This is a genomic window from Streptomyces sp. NPDC055749 (assembly GCF_053617235.1).
This window is the reverse complement of the sequence record NZ_JBSHFH010000008.1, coordinates 116,200-135,773: the sequence shown is the minus strand read 5'-3', so window position 1 is coordinate 135,773 and position 19,574 is coordinate 116,200. Positions and strand designations below refer to the sequence as shown.

Genomic DNA, 19,574 nt, shown 5'->3' with positions numbered 1-19,574 from the left:
TCCCTTCGGGCAGGCCGGGCGCCGATGCAGGACCTGGGCCCGCACGTGTGCCGCCCGGGTGCCGTCGGCCAACCAGCGGCCGAAGTCACACCGTCGGTGGCCTTCAGCTGCGCGGCGATGTTGTCGACCGTCAGGCAGCACGGCAGAGCGCCGCGGGGCCGGCCGGCGCCGAAGCGCCGGACATGGTCGCGTGTACGGGACGGGCGGTGCGGACGGTGACCGCACCCGGGGCCTGCGAGCGGTTCCGCGCGAAGACGACGAGGCGCAGCACCGCGAACCGTGCGACACCCGTGAGCGCGGAGGCCGACAGGTAGACAACCTGCTCGAGCGCCGCGCTGGGCGCTGCCACCAACTGCTGCAGAACAAGCATCGCCACGCAGGTCACTGAGTACGCGGCCACTGCGGATCCGGCCGACTGCGCGTGCTGGCGCAAGGTCGCGCGCCCGCCCGCGCCGAAGGTGAAGCGGGCATGCAGCTCGGTGGCGAGGAGCGTGGAGACCAGGGTGATCAAGGCGTTGGCCAGGACCCAGGGAATCCAGGACGCGAGGGCCACCACGGCGAAGCTGGAGGCGAGGCCCACCCCGCCGCCGCAGAGCACGAAGCGGGCGAAGGCGGTGAAGGCGCCGGGTGCCGCCTGCTGCCGACTCTGTGCTGCATCCATGATCTGACCCCTTCAATCGCTCACCCCGCGAAACGCGCACCCTTCGGTTTGCGAGACCAAGGAGCGCGCCATCGATGATGCCATCATGGCACATGAATGGCACCACGGTGAGCCATTTATGGCACCGGCGACGCCACCAACGGCACGGCAGCCTGGAAGGGTTCGCGAATGTGCAGGTCAGCGACTCAGCGCAGCCGCAGTACGGGCCAGGGGCGTGGCGACAACGGCCGGATTCGAGGGGCGGCGCGGACTGTCAGGGGTGGCCATAGGCCGCCGAGGGGCGAAGCTCGTGCTGGAGCGCCATGACCGGCCGTGGCCCTCCCGCTCCGCACCCTCCGCAAGCCGGACGGACCTGCTTCCACGACTGGGCGCTCTGGCCGGCCCGACCGGCCAACCAGAGCGCCCAAGAGAAGTTCCGGCCGGCGCGGTCGCCGGAGGCGGGGCACCACCCGGCATTGGGTCAGCGCGCGGCGAGGAGCTCCAGCGTGTCGATCACGCGGTTCGAGAAGCCCCACTCGTTGTCGTACCACGCGACCACCTTGACGTGGCGGCCGTCGACGCGGGTCAGGGCCGAGTCGAAGATCGCCGAGGCGGGATTGCCCGTGATGTCGGACGACACGAGCGGGTCGTCCGAGTACTCGAGTACGCCGGCGAGCGGCCCTTCCGCCGCGGCGCGGTACGCCGCCAGTACGTCGTCGCGCGTCACATCGCGGGCGACGGTCGTGTTGAGTTCGACGATCGAGCCCACCGGCACCGGTACGCGGATCGAGTCGCCCGACAGCTTGCCCTCGAGGTTCGGCAGCACCAGGCCGATCGCCTTGGCGGCGCCGGTCGTGGTCGGCACGATGTTGACGCCGGCGGCCCGGGCACGACGGGCGTCGCGGTGCGGACCGTCCTGCAGGTTCTGCTCCTGCGTGTAGGCGTGCACCGTCGTCATGAACCCGTGCTCGATACCGGCGAGTTCATCGAGGACCACGGCCAGCGGCGCGAGCGCGTTGGTGGTGCAGGAGGCGTTCGAGACGATCGTGTGCACGGCAGGGTCGTAGGCGTCGGTGTTGACCCCGAACGCGAGCGTGACGTCGGCGCCGTCCGACGGCGCGCTGACGAGTACCTTCTTCGCGCCCGCGTCGAGGTGGGCGCGGGCGGCCTTGGCCGAGGTGAAGCGACCGGTGGCTTCCAGGACGATGTCGACGCCGAGTTCGGCCCACGGCAGCTGCGCCGGTTCGCGCTCGGCCAGCACCGTGATCCGACGGCCGTCGACGACGAGGACGTTCCCGTCGACGGTCACCGGGCGCCCGAGCCGGCCGGCCGTGCTGTCGTAGGCGAGCAGCCGGGCGAGAGTGGCGGGCTCCGTAAGGTCGTTGACGGCGACGATCTCAAGGGTGCTGTCGCGCTCCAGCAGTGCGCGCAGCACATTGCGTCCGATGCGGCCGAATCCGTTGATGGCAATGCGAGTCATGAGTGATGTCCCTTTCGTTCGCCACCAGGTTCGCCCGCGGCTCGCGCCGCTGACAGTGGCGGGATCGCCATGGTTCAAAAGGATCCCGCCACAGTCAGGGGTACCGGGCGGGTTACTCGCCCCGGGTGAAGGTGCGCCGGTACTCGCTCGGTGTGGTGCCGAGGATGCGCTGGAAGTGCAGGCGCAGGTTCGCGCCGGTGCCGAGCCCGACGTCGGCGGCGATCTGTTCCACGCTGCGCTGCGAGCGCTCGAGCAGCTCGCGGGCCAGGTCGATGCGGGCGCGCATCACCCACTGCATCGGCGTGTAGCCGGTCTCCTCGACGAAGCGCCGCGAGAACGTGCGCGGCGAGACCTCGGCCTGCCGCGCCAGCGTGTCGAGGGTGAGGGGCTCGCCGAGCCGGTGCAGCGCCCACTCGCGGGTGGCGGCGAACCGCTCGCCGAGCGGCTCGGGGACGCTGCGCGGCACGTACTGGGCCTGGCCGCCGCTGCGGTAGGGGGCGGCAACCAGACGCCGGGCCGCATGGTTGGACGCGGCCACTCCGAGGTCGCCGCGCAGGATGTGCAGGCACAGGTCGATGCCGGAGGCGGCGCCGGCGGAGGTGAGCACGCTGCCCTCGTCGACGAACAGCACGTTCTCGTCGACCTGGACGAGCGGATGCCTGGCCACCAGTGCCCGCGTGTAGTGCCAGTGTGTCGTGGCGCGCCTGCCGTCGAGCAGGCCCGTGGCGGCGAGCGCGAAGGCGCCCGTCGAGATGGCGGCGAGCCGCGCGCCCCGGTCGTGGGCGGCGATCAGCGCGTCGACGACCGCCTGCGGCGGGTCGTCGCGGTCCGGGAACCGGTAGCCGGGAACGAAGACGATGTCGGCCCACGCAAGCGCGTCGAGGCCGTGGGCGACGTAGTACGCGAGACCATCGCCGCCGGCCACGAGACCGGGTGCCGCCCCGCACACCCGCACCTCGTACGGCATGCTCGCGCGGGTCGTGAACACCTGCGCGGGAATTCCGACATCGAGAGGCTTCGCACCCTCGAGCACAAGGACGGCGACGCGATGCAGGCGGGAGGCTGACACAGGAAGAGGTTACGCGGGCGTGACTTCGATACGCCCACCGCGCAGACCGGGCATCGAGGTGGAGCTGCCCGAACCGGAGGTCGGCCTCTCCTGCTGGCTGCCGATCCATACCAGCCGCCGCTCCCGCACCGCGTCGGCGACCGGAATGGGAGCGGACTCCGTGACCCTTGCCCACGGTGTGGCGAACGGAGCGGGCACTCCTGCAAGCAGCGCCGGCCACAGGGTGGTCCCGGCCGGCGGCAGCGGGTAGACCATGGCGACGGACGCGCCGGTCTCCCGTACGGCATGAGCAACGATGGGATCCAGGAGCTTCAGGTTCGAGCCTGCTGCGGCGTCGAAGCCGATCCTGGACCGCCCATTTCCCATAGACGGACTATGCGCCCATGGGTGTCGGGAGGCTCAGCGCTACCGGCGGGCCGTCCGGGCAGCTCAGTCCTCGGTCGGCACACAGAGCACCGGCACCGTCGACAGGTGCAGCAGCTTGTGCGGGGTCGAGCCGAGCAGCGCCCCGCGTATCGGGCTCTCGCCCCAGCTGCCCACCACGATGACCCTGGCTCCGTGGCGTGCGGCGGCGTCGATCAGCGCCTGTGCCGGATTCTTGTCGATGACCTCGACGGTGGCCGGTACGCCGGCCGCGTCGGCCGCGGCGACGGCGTGCTCCAGTCCCGTACGCCCGGCCTGGCGGATGGCCTCGTAGTGGGACCTGTACTCCTCGCCGGAGGGGCCGGGGGGCGCCGCTCCGTAGACCAGGACGAGCCGCTCACCGAACGCGTTGGCCACCTCGACCGCGATGCGCAGGGCGCGTGCGGCGCCGGGTGACTCGTCGTAACCGAGGACCACCGACATCTCAGGACTCCTTGCCGTGTACGAGGTCGGGGTCGACCACACTCCGGCGCTCGGCCCAGAAGGCGGCCGACCGCAGTCGCCGCACCACCATGAGCACCACACCCACGACGCTGATGCAGATGCCGATCACGAGCGGGGGGCCGAGGCCGAACCACGACGTCCCGCTGTAGGAGTTCGCCGGGTCCGACATGTCCATCACCGAGCGCACGAGCAGCCAGGTGAGCAGCCCGGCGCCGACCAGCGGGCCGAGGCCGATGAGGACGAAGTTGCGGACGCTCTCGGTCAGATGGCGGCGGTAGTAGACCGCGCAGGCCACACCCGTGAGCGCGTAGTAGAAGGCGATGAGCAAGGAGAGTGCCGTCAGCGAGTCGAAGAGGGCGTTCTCGCTGATCTGGTTCACGACCAGGTACCAGGCGATGGCGATACCGGCCACCCACCACGTACTCACGTCGGGGGTCCGGAACCGCGGGTGGATTCGTGCGAAGTGCTCCGGCAGCGCGTGGCGGCGGGCCATCGACAGTGCCGTGCGCGACGCCGGGATGATGGTGGTCTGGGTCGAGGCCAGCGCGGACGTCGAGACCGCGAGCAGCACGATCCAGTCCCAGCCGCCCATGACCTCACCGGCGAGCAGGGCGAAGATGAACTCCTCCTCGTCGGCGTTGTCGGCCAGGTACGCCGTTCCGGCGAAGGCGACGACCGCGAAGCCGATGGACAGATAGGTCACCAGCAGGATGACCGTCGACCACAACCCGGCCTTACCGGGGGCGGTGGCGGAGTTCTCGACCTCTTCGGTGAGATTGACGGCCGACTCCCAGCCCCAGTAGATGAACACGCCGAGCAGCAGCCCACCCGTGAGCGCCGCGCCGCCGGCCCCGAAGGGGTTGAGCCACTCGGCCGAGGGTTTGATGGAGTCGAACGACGTCGTACCGGCGTACACGCGGTAGAGCGCCACGATCACGAAGGTCAGGAGCAAGCCCACCTGCGCCAGGATGAGAACGTTCTGCACCTTGGCCGAAAGCTCCGTCCCGATGACGCACAGGCCAGTCATCACCAGGATCAGGAGCACAGTGAGGAGCTGGCGGACGAATGCGTTCTCGGCCCAGCTGTCGAGGCCGACGGCCAGCAGGCCGAAGCTGACGGCGACGTCCGCCAGCGACCCCACGACCAGAACCCCGGTCATCGCGATGGCCCAGCCGCCGAGCCATCCTGTCCACGGGCCCAGCGCGCGGGTCACCCACGAGAACGTCGTGCCGCAGTCCTGATCGACCTTGTTCAGGTAGTAGAACGCCGAGGCGATCAGCAGCATCGGTACGAAGGCGGCGAAGAGCACTCCGGGGGCGTAGATGCCGACGAGCGCCACGATCGGGCCGATGACGGCTGCCACGGAGTAGGCCGGGGACGTGGAGTTCAATCCGATGACGAGGGCGTCGAGGAAGCCGATCGCGTTCGGCTTCAAGCTCGCCTGTGGTGCCGGTCGGGCGGGTGGTGCCGGTCGCGGAAGGTCGTCCTCTGCCTCTGCCATGCTCCCTCGCTCCGATCACGCTCGCTCCGGTCATGGGCCTGAAGAAACGAGCGGAATATATCCACTCCATGCTATTTGGGCACATTCGGGCGCGCATGTCAGCCGGAGGCACCCGGATGCCGTCCGGGCGCGGTCCGGTCACTGCTCGCGCATGCCCCACGGTGCGCCGTACTCCGTCAGCAGATCGAGGAAGGGCCGGGGCGGCATTGCCTCGGGGCCAAGGACTCCGCTGCCGCTCCAGGTCCCACACGCCATGAGTTCGAGGGCGATGACGGGGTTGATCGCGGTCTGCCACACCACGGCCTGGGAGCTGTACTCCCGCATGGACCACTGGTTGTCGACCACGTGGTACAGGTAGACCTCTCTGGGCCTGCCGTCCTTGACGCCTTTCACCCAGGTGCCCGCACACGTCTTCCCGTGCATCCGGTCGCCGAGTCCGGCCGGGTCGGGCAGACAGGCGGCGACGACGTCGCGGGGGGAGACCGCGACCCGGCCCGACCCACTGTTCACATGGACGGGGTCCGTCCGGTCGAGGCCCAGCTTGTGGAGCGTTTGGAGCACCCCGATGAACTCGTCGCCGAGACCGTATTTGAACGTGACCCGCCGGGCCTTCAGCCATCGAGGCACCAGAAGCACTTCCTCGTGCTCGACATTCACGCACTCCACCGGCCCGATGCCTTCGGGGAAGTCGAAGACCTCCGGCTCGCTGAAGGGGGCGGTGGTGAACCAGCCCTGCCCCTCCTCGTAGACGACAGGCGGGTTCAGGCACTCCTCGATGGTCGTCCAGATGCTGAAGGACGGGGCGAACCCGTAGCCATCCACGACGAGATCGGCGCCGTCGCGGATGCCGATCTCCTCGATCTCGTCGAAGAGTTCATCGGAGGCGTACCGCGCGAACACGTCCGAGAGGCCCGGTTCCACCCCCATACCCACCAGCGCGAGCCGGCCCGCCGCCTCCCACTCGGCGGCCCGTTCGAACTGCGCGTCCCCGAGCTTGACTCCGCACTCCTCGTACGGACGGGTCGGATGCGGGCGGGACAGGGACATCGCCATGTCGAGATAGTGCGCACCGTGCGCCAGTGCCGCCTCGAACAGGGGCAGTACGAAACGGGGGTCGGTGGCGTTGAGCAGTACGTCGCAGTGGTGCTCGCCGAGAGCGGCGCGTACCGCCGCCGGGTCCGAGGCGTCCAGCCGGACGGCGGTGAACCGGTGCCCGTGCTCCCCGAGAGCCTCGACGGCGGCCTCCGCCCGCCCGAGGTCGTAGTCGGCGACCGTCATGTGCTCGAAGAACTGCCGACGGGCAGCGATCCTGGTGATCGCCGTGCCCACGCCTCCCGCTCCGATCAAGAGGACACGCATGGGTGCACCACTCCTTCGCCCTGCTGCTGCGGCAGTGGGCGCACGCGCCAGTGCCGTCCGGTGGGGCGAGGACGGTAACAGCCGGACGGCCCGGCGGCGGGCAACCGTTCGGGCGATGTCCCCGGTCCGAGGCTCCCCGTTCCGCAGAACCTTCGGGTCGGGTGGACGTGCCGCAACTGGTGACGGTGACGGACCGGTGGGCAGTGATCCGGCTCAGCACATCGTCGCCGTCCGTGTCGTACCCGACTGTCAGTGTCATCTGGTGTGACAGGACGACAATGCGGGCCTGTCCCCTTGGCCGGCTGCTTCAGCACCGCCGTGCGCGCCTCCGCAGTGCCCCAAGGGGCCGACTCCTAACTCCTGACTCCAGTAGCGGCACCAGGCCCAGCAGCCGTTCGGCCTCTTCCTCCCCCGTCGTGAATTTCAGAGCATGATGAGCAGACGCGTCTTCGGCTTGAGCTTTCTGTTCACCGAACGACTCTGCACGTAAACCTCCAACTTGGGATTGCGGCCTGCCTTCACAGATACGGTCCCCTGAATTCCCGTGCCGAACAGAAGGTTGCGCGCCGCGTCGCCCGTGTATGCGCGGTCAGTGTCCTTCTCGACCACGATGACTTCCTTGTCGGGCTGAACCTGAACCCGGGTACCCAGCTGGTAATAACACGACCCGCGTTCGTACGTCACGCCCGGATGCGAATCGACGAAGGATCGAATCTCGACCTCCGTGTCGACCTTCAGGAGTCGGTATTTGTCGGCCGGAACCGGTTCGAGATTCGCCCGCACATCGTCGACCGATATGTCCTGGCCAACCGCGAACAGGTTCTTCGTGCCGCGCACACCCTGCTCCCGGCCACGGAGGAAGCTGGTGGCGGCGGCGCGCACGGTACCTATCGCCTCCTCGACCCCCTCCTGGGAATCCGCGTCCCAGATGGCGATGTTCCCTGCCGGGAAGCCGTAGTTCTGGGCGGTTCGCTTCGCCAGGGAGTTCGGAACGAGGATCGCGGAAGTCCAGTGGCCCGGAAGCGCACCCATCTTCGCCGCGATCTTGTCGAGCCAGGGGCCGAGGATGGCCATGTCGCCGTCGTGCCGTCTGTCGCCGCCGGAGGCGTTCTCCTCGCCGTCCGTCACGACGATCTGGAGGAAGCTGTGCTCGCCGTACGCCTCCCAGATGTGGCCCAGATCGTCCAAGGACTTCAAAGAAGCCTCGATGAGGGCCGTAGCGCCATTGTTGACCTTGTACAGGCCCCGCATGGACGGCAGATGCTTCACGTCCATGTCCCAGACCAGATTCTCCACCTTGTGGTCGAAGGAATAGAGACTTATCCGGGTCTCATGACCAAGGCTGTCCGACTCGGCTTTCAAGCCCGCTACGAACTCGTCCACAACACGGATGAGTTGACTCTGGTGCTGGTACATGGAACCCGAACAGTCCACTACCAGCGCGACGTGGTTCACCTTGTGCTGGATCTTATTGGCGGACACGATTCTGCTCCTTCTCCGAGGCTCCCGAAGTGATGTCTCCACACTATGGGGAGGCACTGACAACGGAGCTTGACGGACGATCACCCGCCCGCCGCGCAGCGGCCCCGGGCGAGCAGCAGCGGTGAGAGCCGGACCCGCAAAGGCGCTGCCCGGCAGCCGCTACGAGGACGGCCCCGGCGTTCTGGCGTCCGCGCCATGCAGCCGCAATTCGTCTCGGTCTTCACGATCTCAGGCCTGCACTGACCGCGCCGTCGTCCAGCGCGGCTGCCGCCTGAGCCGCCAGGTCCGCGGCAACCAACCGCGCCTCAAGCGGCGGCGGTACGGAGCCGGGCTCGGGTGTCAGTAGGAAGCGGCCCTGGTACCGCCCGTGGACGATGGCGCGCAGTTCGATCTCGCCGTCCGGCCAGCCCTGTCGCTCCAGGTCCCAGATCCAGCCGGCCACCTTCACCGTCCCGTCCGGGTCCAGTCGCGGCAGACGCCCGATGAGCGTGCCGTACTCGAAACGGCACTCCCGCAGTTCGAGCACGTCGATCAGTTCACGCCGCACCCCTCGGACGACGACGTCGGAAGACGTACTGACGCGGGCCAGGCGGGTCGTGCCGTGCAGCCGCTCCAGATGCGTGGCGTCCGTTACCGCCACCCGCTTCAGCGTCCGGGTGCGAGCGGCCAGCTGGGACACGATCAGGCCGACAACCAGGAGCAGGACAGCGGTCTCGATGTCGGCCCGGTCCTGGATGTGGAAGCTTTGGTACGGCTCGGTGTGGAAGAAGTCGAACCATGCGGCGGCAGACAGTGCGGCGAGCGCGCCGGCGAACCGGTTGCCGAATGCCGACACGGCCACGACCACGACGACGAGCAGCAGCGCGAGATTGGTGTGGGTGACGGACGTCCGCAGCGGCATCAGCACAAGAGCCGTCGTGAACGGTGCCAGGGCTCCGGCTGCCACGGCCACTGCGTCCCGAAGCGGAAGCTTCATGATCCACCTCGCAGGATCCAGTCCCCCACCATCCCTCTGACACGTCCAGCCTGCGCCCGGTGCAGCGTGGGTGGCACCGGCCGGAGGCGGCTTTGACGGATCCCTGACGGGCAACAGCAGAAGGATGAGGATGGTGACCCGGTTGCCCGGTTCGGTCGTCCGCAGATCTCGTACGTCGGGTGAAGAGGACGCCGGGATTCCCCTGTGACCAGTCGCGCCCACCGAGGCGAACGAGCCCGCTGCGGCCCCCCGTCCCGCATCACGGTCGGCACCAGCCGACAGCATTTGAACATGAGACCCGTTTTCATATAGCGTCTGGAGTCCCCCGCCTCGCCTACTCAGGAGATCCACCATGGCCGTTCCCAAGCGGAAGATGTCCCGCAGCAACACCCGTCACCGGCGCGCCCAATGGAAGGCCACCACCCCGACGCTGGTGCCCTTCAGCGTGGACGGCTCCGTCTACCTCGTACCGCAGCGACTGCTGAAGGCGTACGAGCGCGGCCTGCTGCGGCCCGAGGGCTGACAGCCATGACGCACGACCGGCTGCCCGTCACCGTCCTGTCCGGATTCCTCGGCGCGGGCAAAACCACCCTCCTCAACCACGTTCTGAGCAACCGCGAAGGCCTGCGTGTCGCGGTCATCGTCAACGACATGAGCGAGGTCAACATCGACGCCGCACTCGTGCGCGGCGGCGAGGCAGCTCTGTCGCGGACCGAGGAGCGCCTCGTCGAGATGACCAACGGGTGCATCTGCTGCACCCTGCGCGACGACCTGCTGGAGGAAGTCGACCGCCTCGCCCGCGAGGGCCGCTTCGACTACCTCCTCATCGAGTCCAGTGGCATCTCCGAACCCATGCCCGTCGCTGCCACCTTCGCCTTCCCCCGGGACGACGGCGCCACCCTCGGCGATCTCGCCCGGCTCGACACCATGGTCACCGTCGTCGACGCGGCGAACTTCCTCCCCGAACTCACCGCCGGGGACGGCCTCGCCGAGCGCGGCCTCGATCAGTACGAGGACGACGAGCGCACCGTCAGCGACCTGCTGATGGACCAGATCGAGTTCGCCGACGTCATCGTGCTCAACAAACTCGACCGCGTGGACACGCAGAGCGCACTCCGGCTCCGGGCGGCCCTGACCCGCCTCAACCCCGTCGCCAGGATCGTGTCCGCCACCCACGGACGCGTGGCGCTTCGCGAAGTGCTGGGCACCGGACTGTTCGATCTGGAGCGCGCGCAGCAGGCCCCGGGCTGGGTCATGGAGCTCAACGGCGACCACGTCCCGGAGACCGAGGAGTACGGCATCTCCTCGACGGTCTTCCGATCCGAACTCCCCTTCCACCCCGACCGGTTGTGGACCTTCGTCACGCAGGGCCTCGACAGCGGAGCCTACGGACAGGTCCTGCGCTCCAAGGGCTTCTTCCGGCTGGGCAGCCGCCCGCACGTGACGGGCCTCTGGTCGCAGGCCGGTTCCGTGGCTCGCTTCGAGCCGTCGGGCGCCCGCGATGCGGACTCCGCCCAGGGCCAGGAACTGGTGTTCATCGGCACCGGACTGCGCACCGCAGCCCTGCAAGCCGCCTTGACCACCTGTCTGATGACCGACGGAGAACCCCTGCCACGGGGGGACCCGTTCCCGACTTGGGACACGTTCGGCATCGATGACACCTGCGAGCACGAACACCTGGAACCGGCGCCGCAGATCTGAAGACTCCGGGCTGGGCGGTGGTCGCAGCCACGGCATCGCCCAGCCCGGTATCCGTTCCTCTCGGCACCCAGCACATGTTTCCGGGCGCGGAGCCGTCTACCTCGTACGCGGGGTGTGGTCTGCGGACGGACTGCCCCCCTGGTCCTCGGAACGGCAGGGCCGGACGCCTTCGCGAGTGACGGGCCGTCCGAGCCCGGCCCGGGTTCGATCCCGGTCAACCGCCCGCCGGCGGCTGGTGCAGCCCGAAGGGCGTGCCCTGGTCGTCATGGCAGAGCTGGAAGCGGCCGAACCGGGCGATCGACTCGTCGTCGCCGCCCAGGTCGACGTCGTCGGCCGAGCCACCGAGCTCACGGACCCTTTCGAGCGCCGTCCGCATGTCGTCGACCTTGAAGAACAGGTATGGGCTCGCGCCGGAGTCGCCGCCATGCAGCCCGCCCAAGACGTTGGGCGTCCGGATCGCGAACCCACCACCTTCGGTCGTGCCCGGTTCGAAGGCCCAGCCGAACAGTCCGCCGAAGAAAGCGCGACCCCGCTCGGCATCGCCCACACCCAGCTCGAAGAAGGAAACCTCACCGGTCATGGCCTTCTCCCGTCACCCTGCGGACACGGACACCGTTTTCCCACCGTACGTCCGGCTCCGCCCCGCGGCACCTGGCCATGATCCCGGAGGCCGGAGGGCCCCGTAAGTGCCCGTACACGTGTACAGGAGACATCGACTCCACTGTGGCGAGAGCCGGAGGACGCACGCGACGGAGGCCCTCTGCCCCTGACAGACGGACCTCGTCGCCTACGGATCGGTGACCACACGCGGCAGATCCACACCCTGTCGGGCGAGCCGGTCGACCATGCCCTTCCCTCGGACGCTCCCGCCGGGACCGGCGGACACCCCTAGCGCGGTGCAACCCCGCCGTCGTAGACGTTGTTGGGGGTTACGACCTGGGTGATCGCCCGGGCGAGCAGTGTGGACGGCTCCTGGCCCCCGCGGCGGACGTCCGTGTTGATCATGATGACCAGGGTGGCCTTCTGCGAGGGCAGGTAGACGGTCACGGTCTCGTACCCCGGCAGGGAGCCGTTGTGGCCGATCCATCCGCCGGTCTCGAAGATGCCGAGGCCGTAGCTGGTACCGGGGAAGCCGGTCGGCAGCGTCTTGAGCCGCTGCGCCTGGGTCTCGGGGCTGAGCAGTCTTCCGGTGGCGACGATCTCGGCCCAGCGGCGCAGGTCGTGCAGATCGGAGATCATTGCCCCGGCGGCCCATGCCCAGCTGGGATTCCAGTCCGTGGAGTCCTCGATCTTGCCGCTCAGTGTCTGGTCGGTGTAGCCGCGCGAGTGCGGCTCGGGGAACCCGGGCCCCGTCGGGAACAGCGTGTGGCGCAGGTGGGACGGGCGGAGCACCCGATTGTGGATGAAGTCCTCGATCCTCTGACCGCTCATCTTCTCGACCACCAGGCCGAGCAGGATGAGGTTGGAGTTGGAGTACTGGAACGTCGCCCCCGGCTTGAAGGTGTTCTTGTGCTTCATGCCGTACGCGAGCAGTTCCTGCGGGGTGAAATCACGCTGCGGGTCGCTCAGCAGGTCGCGGAGGAAGTCCGCGTCGGAGGTGTACGGGTACAGGCCGCTGCGCATCTCGGCGAGATGGCGGAGCGTGATCTGGTTGCCCTTGCGCACACCGGGGACGTACGCGGAGATCGGGTCGTCCAGCTTGATCCGACCGTCGTCCACGAGTTCGAGCAGTGCGGTGACCGTGAAGGTCTTGGTCTCGCTGCCGATCCGGATGTAGGAGTCGGCAGCCATCGGCTCGCGGGTAACGGTGTCGGCGACGCCGGTCGCGCGGACGTAACTCCCCTTGCCCGGCATCCACACCCCGACGACAACGCCGGGAATGCCGGCCTGCTTGCGAACGTCCTCGATGACCTTGTCCAGCCGGGCGTTCACCTCGGAACCGAGGCCGCCGGGCGGGCAGTTGTCCTTGTCGTACCGGTCCACGCCCGCGGCATGGACCACCGGAGCGGGAGCCACTGCCATCGGGGCCAGCACGGACGCCACGAGCAGCGCTGCGGCGAACAGTCTTCGGGCAGGGGTACGTCGCATGTGGCCCTCTTCCAGGTCCGGGGAGCGGACAGCAACATCACCATCCGAACCCCGGGCGAAAGACCCTCTCCGATCGGCGCACCGGCAAGTCCACTCGTTCGGAGCCCCACGAACCACCGGGGCGGCGTGCCCCGGACGCACGAGCAGGCCGCCCCGAGCGGGGTCGAAGGCATCCCCCCTTGCGCCGTGGCACCCGTGGTACGCCCCTTTTGGCGTGGGCGCCAGGGCCCTTACACGGCACCGTGAGGGCCCGGTCGGCGTACTGAGCGATCACGGCGAGGCGTGAGCACCTGCTCAGTCGATGATCGCGGTGGCTTCCACCTCGACCAGGAGATCGGGCCCCGCCAGGGCAGCGACGCCCACGCCTGTGAGCGGCGAGGCCGGGGTAACCCCCAGTTTCGCGGCTGCCCGAGCTACGCCCTCCACGAACAGGGGCATCTTGTCGGGGGTCCAGTCGACGAGGTAGACGGTCAGTTTCGCCACGTTGTCGAAGGAAGCACCGACCTCGGCCAGGGCCGTTCCGACGTTGAGGTAGCACTGCTCGACCTGAGCGGCGAGGTCACCTTCGCCGACCGTGACCCCATCGGCATCCCAGGCGACCTGTCCGGCGATGAAGACCAGCTTCGATCCGGTGGCGACCGACACCTGCCGGTACAGGTCGACCTTCGCCAGCCCTTCAGGGTTCGTCAGGGTAATGGCCATGCTGACTCCTTGTCATGAGAGCTCGTGGGCTCATTTCCACCGGACCGAGGCGCTCGCGGTCTCTTGTGGTTACTTAGGAACCGTAGGAGAGTCTGCCCTGACATGGAAGAACGCACTTTTCGGTGACTGGGGAACCTCAAGGTGACTAAGCAGCTCAAAGGCTCACTCGATGAAGCAGACCTGACACGCGCGGACTCCCTGGCGAGGGAGATCTTCTCGGACGTCGCCAACAAGTGGGCGCTCCTGATCATCGAGGCCCTCGGTGAGCGCACCATCCGCTTCACCGAAGTGCGGAACAAGGTCGAGGGCATCAGCCACAAGATGCTCACTCAAAACCTGCGCATGCTGGAACGCAACGGCCTGGTCGAGCGGAACGTGCACCCCACCGTGCCGCCACGGGTCGAATACACCCTCACCGAGCCGGGCCAGGCCCTCCGGGCGACCGTCGACGGAATGTGCGACTGGACCCACCGCTACTTCGGTCACATCGAAGCCTCCCGCGACCGATTCGACACCTGACGGCTGAAGCGGTGGCGGGAGGCATAGGCCGACGCTCACTCGGCGGGATCGACAGGCCGGTACGGGCGCGAAAGCGGAAGGCTCCGCCTTCCAGGCGCCGTCTACGTACCCGCTGGTGGCGTCCGTTTGGGGGGACCACGGCCAGACGGCTGGGGTGTTGACGCGGCGGCGGACGCGACGGGTGAGATCGACTGGCACATCTCAGTGAACTCCACCATCGTCCGTGCCCCGTCAGCACGCAGCCGGCGCCCGCGCCGAACCGCCGCCAGCGCCCGCCTCAAAGCAGGCCAAAGCGGCAGAACACCAGGACGAGACGCCGTGGCAGAGTCTTGTTATACGTGGCGGCCAGGAGCCAGACGCTGTTACCCAGGGCCAGCATGGCGAAGCCAGGGTGGCTGGCACGAATACCGAGGAACGTAGCCGCGCCGGCCGGCCCCCATAATGTCCCGCCGGTCCTGCTGACGGACCCGGTGCCGCTCAGGCGGGAACCGCGCGTCGGGTATCACCTCAGCGCGGCTCGTAGCAGCGGTCTCAGCACCTTGCGATACCTCTCCTGCCGACCCGATCCGATACCCCCATCGCCCATGACCTGTTCGGCTTGATCGTTCCGCCCCGGCCTATGGCCAAGATCGACCGGACAGGTCCCAGCCTCCACCCGGACGCGAGCTGAGGAAGCCGCCAGCGCCGGCTGACGGCCCGCCTCAGGTCGACCCTGAGTGCCGTTTACTTTCGCCAGAACAGGTGGTGTGTCACTCCGCTCGGGCTGGGGACGACGTCCAGGTTGAAGCGGTCGAGCAGTTCATCGGGGGACTCCCAGAGTCGTACTCCGGACCCGAGCTTCACCGGTGAGACCGCCACATGCATGGTGTCGACGAGGTCGGCGTCGAGGAACTCCCGGATGGTGGTGGCCCCGCCGCCGAGTCGGACGTCCTTGCCCTGCGCCGCCTCCCGGGCCTGCGCGAGGACCGTGGCAGGGTCTGCGTCGACGAAGTGGAACGTGGTGTCGGAGAGCGTGAGCGAAGGACGCTTGTGGTGGGTCATGACGAACACCGGCGTACGGAACGGAGGTTCGTCACCCCACCAGCCCTGCCACTCATGGTCCTGCCACGGCCCGCGCTGGGGGCCGAACTTGTTGCGGCCCATGATCTCGGCGCCGATGTTGCGGGCGTAGTCACGCGTGAGGTAGTCGTCCAGGCCCCGGCTGCCACCGGGGTCGGTGCGCATGGGCCAGCTCGCCGTGGCACCGGCCCAGGCGAACAGCCTCTCGGGATCGACATGACCGAACGGCCTCTCAAGGGTCTGGTCCTCACCGGCACCGATGCCGTCACTCGAGACATTGAAGTTCTGGACCCTCAGTAACTGAGCCACGCGTTCCTCCTGTGATGGGGCAATGACAAGGGTGAGACTCTCCGGACCGCGAAAACTCATCGCTGCGTCCGCGACCGCTCAGAAACTGGGCTACCTAGCAGGCTCCTGCAGTAAGGGCGCCCGCCCTCCTCCTGAGACTTTCACGATCTGCTCGGCTGCCGGTCGACGTGAAGAACGACGCGGCACGCATCGAGGCTCCGAGCGATCAGCCTGATGCAGATGGCCGCTGACCGAACCCTGGCGGCCTGGCACCGTCCTTCGGAAGACCGATTGGTTCAACTGGGCCAGAACGCGCTGCTGGCCGGGGTCGAGGCTCCTTCGCTCTCGCTGTTGGCGGGCTCGGGCGCAATGAATACGGTCAGTCGCGGGAGCTGTTCGACCTTGTACTTGAAGAGCTGAGCCTGCTGCCGCTACGGCCGGAAGACCTCGTCGACGCGCGCTGAACGGCGGCATACTGGTGGGCGCGCCAAATCGTGGCTTGCGACCTTGATCGGGCCCACGGGGCCAAGCTCATCTGGCTGGACGCAGCAGCTGAGCTCGACTACCCCGAAGCGCTCCAACAACTCGTGGACCTGTCGAGAGGGATCGAGACACAGGACGACCCGCCCGGGCCTGGTTGTCGCTTGAGCCGACCAAGGATTGCGGGCGGCAGCGCACACCTCGCCTGCCACACTGGTCCCGCAGCGCGCACCGCGGTGGTCGGCGCCAAGGGGAGGGGACTGATCGCAGGATGTCACGATGGATAGTGCTGGCCGTCCCAGTTGAAGGCGTCGCAGATTCGGACCGTGACGCGCGCACCATCGCGGAATTGGAGGGGAGCCCGGACGAGGCAGCCGCGGCCCTCATGCGGGCGGTGCATACGTACGAACACAGCCGCTGGAAGGCGCGTCGTCGAGAAATCTTCAAGTGCTCCGACCGTTCCTACTTCCTTCGCCTCCGAGGGCGCATGTCGACTTACGGATTCTTCATCCAGCTTGCTGAACTGGTGCACGACTCCGACGCGCCGCCGGTGACCCAACCCTTCGCCTGATACCTCGTCGCGTAACGCTGGAGAGATACGCAGGCGGCACTGGTCCCAACTATGGCGCTCATGCAGAGCTGTTGCGGGTGAGCAGCACAGTTGACCTGTGAGCTTCCATAGGCCTGAGTGACCGCGGGAAACGGCCAGCAATGGCCGCCGGTAGGCGCGGCACCGTACGCGAGTTCACCTTCTCATCAGAATGGAGCGCTCCGACTGGAGCCGCGTGACCCGGGGCTGTCCGGCGGATCATGCCGGGGGCCCGCCGGGCAAAGGAGCCAGGTGGAGCGGGGTGAGCCGTAGATAATTGCCTCGACATCGGCCGTGGTGATCGGGGAGGCTTTGCGCGATGACCAGAATCGACGACACGCCTCCCGCGTGGGACGAGCGCACCCAGCTCACCACGTTTCTCGACTACACACGTGACACCGCCCGCGCCAAGTGCGAAGGCGTCTCCGCCGAGAACGCTCGCAAGGCGCTCCTGCCGGGCTCACCGCTGATGACCATGAGTGGGGTGATCAACCACCTCCGCTGGGTCGAGTACTACTGGTTCCAGGTGGTCTTCCTCGGCGAGGAAGACCAGGGCCCCTGGACCGACGAGGACCCCGACCGCGAGATGCGCATCGCCGTCGACTTCCCGCTCACGCAGTTGCTCGACGAGTACGCCGAACAGAGCGCCCGCTACCGCGACCTGATCGCCGGGAACGGCCTGGCCGACCAGGCCCAGCGAGCCGTCCGCAACGGCCTCCACGTCGACCTGCGCTGGATCCTCCTCCACCTCACCGAGGAGACAGCCCGCCATAACGGCCACCTGGACATCCTGCGCGAGATGCTTGACGGAACGACCGGCGACTAGGCACTTTCGTTGCTGTTTGGATCAGGCGGCCGTTGAGCCAGGTATGCCGTTGACTGACACGCAGTGGGCGCGGATCCGGGCCCTTACTCCCGGACCGGACGCGGATGTGGGCCGTCGACCGCATCCGGCAGCGGGTGTTTACCACGCTGATGGCCAGGCCGACGCAGACGAAGCCCTCGACTGGGCGGTCTGCGGTGGGCTTCCACGACTGTGCGTGCTCACCCGCACGCGGCAGGGGCCCGTGAAATGGAGCTCCTGCCGGCGGGTGCCGACCCCTGGCGATCGTCCTGACCGCCGGCCAGGCCGGAAGCCGGAGACGTGCCCGCCTGCACCGATGTCACGGCCCGCCTGCGCGTTCCCCGACGCCGTAGACGGCCCCGGACCAGGCCGGACGTGGTCATGGCCGACGAGGCGTACTCGTCGCACGCGATCCGCATCACCCGCGCAAGGGCGGCGGCCAGGCAGTGATCCCCGATCCCGCGGATCAGCACAGTCATCGGTTGCATCGCGGGCAGCCGGGTCGGCAGATCACCAGCGACTGGGGCGTGTTACGAAAGTGGACTTTGAGACGGGCGAGATCGCTGCGTGGGCACTTCGGAGTGCATGTGAGCGCTAGTGCTCTGACCACATAGGTTCGCCGGGTTGGTGGTTGGGGCGGTTGGATGTGCGGTGATGCCCGATTCCGTCCGGTGGAGGTGCGGTGGCCGAGCCTGTCCGTGTGCGCAGACTGACCGACCAGGAGGGGCAGAGGCTGCAGCAGATTGTGCGCCGGGGCAGCACCAGTTCGGTGCGTTACCGGCGCGCGATGATGCCGCTGGCCGCAGCCGGCGGCAACCGTGTCCCGGTCATCGCCGAGTTAGTGCGGGCGGACGAGAACACTGTCCGGGGCCTGATCCACCGGTTCAACGAGATCGGGCTGGGGTGCCTGGACCCTCGCTGGGCGGGAGGCCGTCCCCGCCTGCTCAGCCCTGACGACGAGGACTTCGTCGTCCAGACGGCCACCACCCGACCGACCAAGCTCGGACAGCCCTTCACCCGCTGGTCGATCCGCAAGCTCGTCACCTACCTGCACCGCGTCCACAGCCGGGCCATCCACATCGGCCGCGAGTCGTTACGGTGCCTGCTCGCCCGCCGCGGCGTTACCTTCCAGCGCACCAAAACCTGGAAGGAGTCCCCAGACCCTCAGTACGACGCCAAGCTCGACCGAATCGAGCACGTCCTGGACCGCTTCCCGGACCGGATCTTCGCGTTCGACGAGTTCGGCCCGCTCGGGATCCGGCCCATCGGCGGATCAGCCTGGGCCGCCTCCGGCCACCCCGAAAGACACCCCGCGACCTACCACCGCACCCACGGCGTGCGGTACTTCCACGGCTGCTACTCGATCGGCGACGACACCCTGTGGGGCGTCAACCATCACAAGAAGGGCACCGCGAACACCCTGGCCGCGCTTCGGTCGATCCGCGCGGCCCGCCCCGACGGCGCCCCGATCTACGTGATCCTGGACAACCTGTCCGCCCACAAGAGCACCCGAATCCGGGACTGGGCCAAGAAACACCGGGTCGAACTGTGCTTCACCCCGACCTACGCCTCCTGGGCCAATCCCATCGAAGCCCACTTCGGACCGCTGCGGCAGTTCACCATCGCCAACTCGAACCACCCCAACCACCCGGTGCAGACCCGAGCCCTGCACGCCTACCTGCGCTGGCGCAACGCCAACACCCGCCACCGTGATGTCCTGGCCGCCGAACGCCGCGAGCGCGCCCGCATCCGCATCCGCATCCGCAGTGAGAAGGGCATCCACTGGGGCGGCAGACCAGCCCTCGCCGCCTGATCAGACAGCCGGATCTGAACTCTTCTCCGCGAGGCTAATTCCTGCCCGCCGTGTCAGAGCGCGCCGCAACTCCCGAACCTGGTCTTCCGTGCGCGCAGCACCTCGCACCGCCTGCTG

General features: G+C 68.2%; 19 protein-coding genes. 6 read left to right on the top strand and 13 right to left on the bottom strand.

The features are described from left to right. Nucleotides 1-130: 130 nt before the first annotated feature. From ACWGO0_RS08570 to ACWGO0_RS08530, 9 genes are all read right to left on the bottom strand, one after another. A complete protein-coding gene (locus ACWGO0_RS08570) occupies nucleotides 131-661 on the bottom strand; it encodes a hypothetical protein (RefSeq protein ID WP_453530055.1) in 531 nt (176 codons plus the stop codon). A 460-nt stretch (nucleotides 662-1,121) separates the two neighbouring features. Then, nucleotides 1,122-2,120 (bottom strand): type I glyceraldehyde-3-phosphate dehydrogenase, encoded by a 999-nt coding sequence (gene gap, locus ACWGO0_RS08565; protein WP_453530052.1) that lies wholly within the window; start codon nucleotides 2,118-2,120, stop codon nucleotides 1,122-1,124. Nucleotides 2,121-2,232: 112 nt separating this feature from the next. Further along, nucleotides 2,233-3,189 carry a GlxA family transcriptional regulator gene (locus ACWGO0_RS08560; protein ID WP_375991709.1) on the bottom strand — a complete coding sequence of 319 codons (957 nt, stop codon included), beginning with the start codon at nucleotides 3,187-3,189 and terminating at the stop codon, nucleotides 2,233-2,235. A gap of 9 nt (nucleotides 3,190-3,198) precedes the next feature. Then, a complete protein-coding gene (locus ACWGO0_RS08555) occupies nucleotides 3,199-3,555 on the bottom strand; it encodes a hypothetical protein (protein ID WP_453530048.1) in 357 nt (118 codons plus the stop codon). Between the two features lie 63 nt (nucleotides 3,556-3,618). After that, on the bottom strand, nucleotides 3,619-4,035 hold the full coding sequence (locus tag ACWGO0_RS08550) for a universal stress protein (protein ID WP_453530045.1): 417 nt from the start codon (nucleotides 4,033-4,035) through the stop codon (nucleotides 3,619-3,621). 1 nt (nucleotide 4,036) lies between these two features. Further along, on the bottom strand, nucleotides 4,037-5,557 hold the full coding sequence (locus ACWGO0_RS08545; RefSeq protein ID WP_453530042.1) for an APC family permease: 1,521 nt from the start codon (nucleotides 5,555-5,557) through the stop codon (nucleotides 4,037-4,039). Between the two features lie 138 nt (nucleotides 5,558-5,695). Further along, entirely contained in the window at nucleotides 5,696-6,916 is a 1,221-nt protein-coding gene (locus ACWGO0_RS08540) for a saccharopine dehydrogenase family protein (RefSeq protein WP_453530040.1), read from the bottom strand. Between the two features lie 423 nt (nucleotides 6,917-7,339). Continuing rightward, nucleotides 7,340-8,398 carry a VWA domain-containing protein gene (locus ACWGO0_RS08535; protein WP_453530037.1) on the bottom strand — a complete coding sequence of 353 codons (1,059 nt, stop codon included), beginning with the start codon at nucleotides 8,396-8,398 and terminating at the stop codon, nucleotides 7,340-7,342. Between the two features lie 220 nt (nucleotides 8,399-8,618). Further along, on the bottom strand, nucleotides 8,619-9,374 hold the full coding sequence (locus ACWGO0_RS08530; RefSeq protein ID WP_453530034.1) for a DUF4118 domain-containing protein: 756 nt from the start codon (nucleotides 9,372-9,374) through the stop codon (nucleotides 8,619-8,621). Between the two features lie 352 nt (nucleotides 9,375-9,726). Between ACWGO0_RS08530 and rpmF the strand changes: the two genes are divergently transcribed. Beyond that, nucleotides 9,727-9,897 (top strand): 50S ribosomal protein L32, encoded by a 171-nt coding sequence (rpmF, locus tag ACWGO0_RS08525; RefSeq protein ID WP_453530031.1) that lies wholly within the window; start codon nucleotides 9,727-9,729, stop codon nucleotides 9,895-9,897. A gap of 5 nt (nucleotides 9,898-9,902) precedes the next feature. Then, complete coding sequence (locus ACWGO0_RS08520) at nucleotides 9,903-11,075, top strand: GTP-binding protein (RefSeq protein WP_453530028.1); 1,173 nt, start codon at nucleotides 9,903-9,905, stop codon at nucleotides 11,073-11,075. A 214-nt stretch (nucleotides 11,076-11,289) separates the two neighbouring features. Here ACWGO0_RS08520 and ACWGO0_RS08515 read toward each other — a convergent pair whose 3' ends face one another. The 3 genes from ACWGO0_RS08515 to ACWGO0_RS08505 form a co-directional block, all read right to left on the bottom strand. Beyond that, nucleotides 11,290-11,655, bottom strand: coding sequence for a VOC family protein (locus ACWGO0_RS08515; protein WP_453530025.1), 366 nt, complete (start codon nucleotides 11,653-11,655; stop codon nucleotides 11,290-11,292). A 308-nt stretch (nucleotides 11,656-11,963) separates the two neighbouring features. After that, nucleotides 11,964-13,163 (bottom strand): serine hydrolase domain-containing protein, encoded by a 1,200-nt coding sequence (locus tag ACWGO0_RS08510; protein WP_453530022.1) that lies wholly within the window; start codon nucleotides 13,161-13,163, stop codon nucleotides 11,964-11,966. Between the two features lie 294 nt (nucleotides 13,164-13,457). Beyond that, nucleotides 13,458-13,865: a RidA family protein gene (locus tag ACWGO0_RS08505; protein WP_453530019.1), complete on the bottom strand. Its 408-nt coding sequence runs from the start codon at nucleotides 13,863-13,865 to the stop codon at nucleotides 13,458-13,460. A gap of 141 nt (nucleotides 13,866-14,006) precedes the next feature. Between ACWGO0_RS08505 and ACWGO0_RS08500 the strand changes: the two genes are divergently transcribed. Next, the gene (locus ACWGO0_RS08500) at nucleotides 14,007-14,384 is read left to right on the top strand and encodes a winged helix-turn-helix transcriptional regulator (protein ID WP_453530016.1); all 378 of its coding nucleotides are present in this window, start codon (nucleotides 14,007-14,009) and stop codon (nucleotides 14,382-14,384) included. 723 nt (nucleotides 14,385-15,107) lie between these two features. On the opposite strand, the gene ACWGO0_RS08495 is transcribed toward ACWGO0_RS08500, so the two are convergent. Beyond that, complete coding sequence (locus tag ACWGO0_RS08495; RefSeq protein WP_453530013.1) at nucleotides 15,108-15,752, bottom strand: dihydrofolate reductase family protein; 645 nt, start codon at nucleotides 15,750-15,752, stop codon at nucleotides 15,108-15,110. 745 nt (nucleotides 15,753-16,497) lie between these two features. Between ACWGO0_RS08495 and ACWGO0_RS08490 the strand changes: the two genes are divergently transcribed. The 3 genes from ACWGO0_RS08490 (at nucleotide 16,498) to ACWGO0_RS08480 (ending at nucleotide 19,457) form a co-directional block, all read left to right on the top strand. Further along, nucleotides 16,498-16,782 carry a hypothetical protein gene (locus ACWGO0_RS08490; protein ID WP_453530010.1) on the top strand — a complete coding sequence of 95 codons (285 nt, stop codon included), beginning with the start codon at nucleotides 16,498-16,500 and terminating at the stop codon, nucleotides 16,780-16,782. Nucleotides 16,783-17,119: 337 nt separating this feature from the next. Continuing rightward, the gene (locus tag ACWGO0_RS08485; RefSeq protein ID WP_453530007.1) at nucleotides 17,120-17,626 is read left to right on the top strand and encodes a DinB family protein; all 507 of its coding nucleotides are present in this window, start codon (nucleotides 17,120-17,122) and stop codon (nucleotides 17,624-17,626) included. 700 nt (nucleotides 17,627-18,326) lie between these two features. Further along, nucleotides 18,327-19,457 carry an IS630 family transposase gene (locus ACWGO0_RS08480; RefSeq protein ID WP_453530004.1) on the top strand — a complete coding sequence of 377 codons (1,131 nt, stop codon included), beginning with the start codon at nucleotides 18,327-18,329 and terminating at the stop codon, nucleotides 19,455-19,457. Nucleotides 19,458-19,574: the final 117 nt, after the last annotated feature.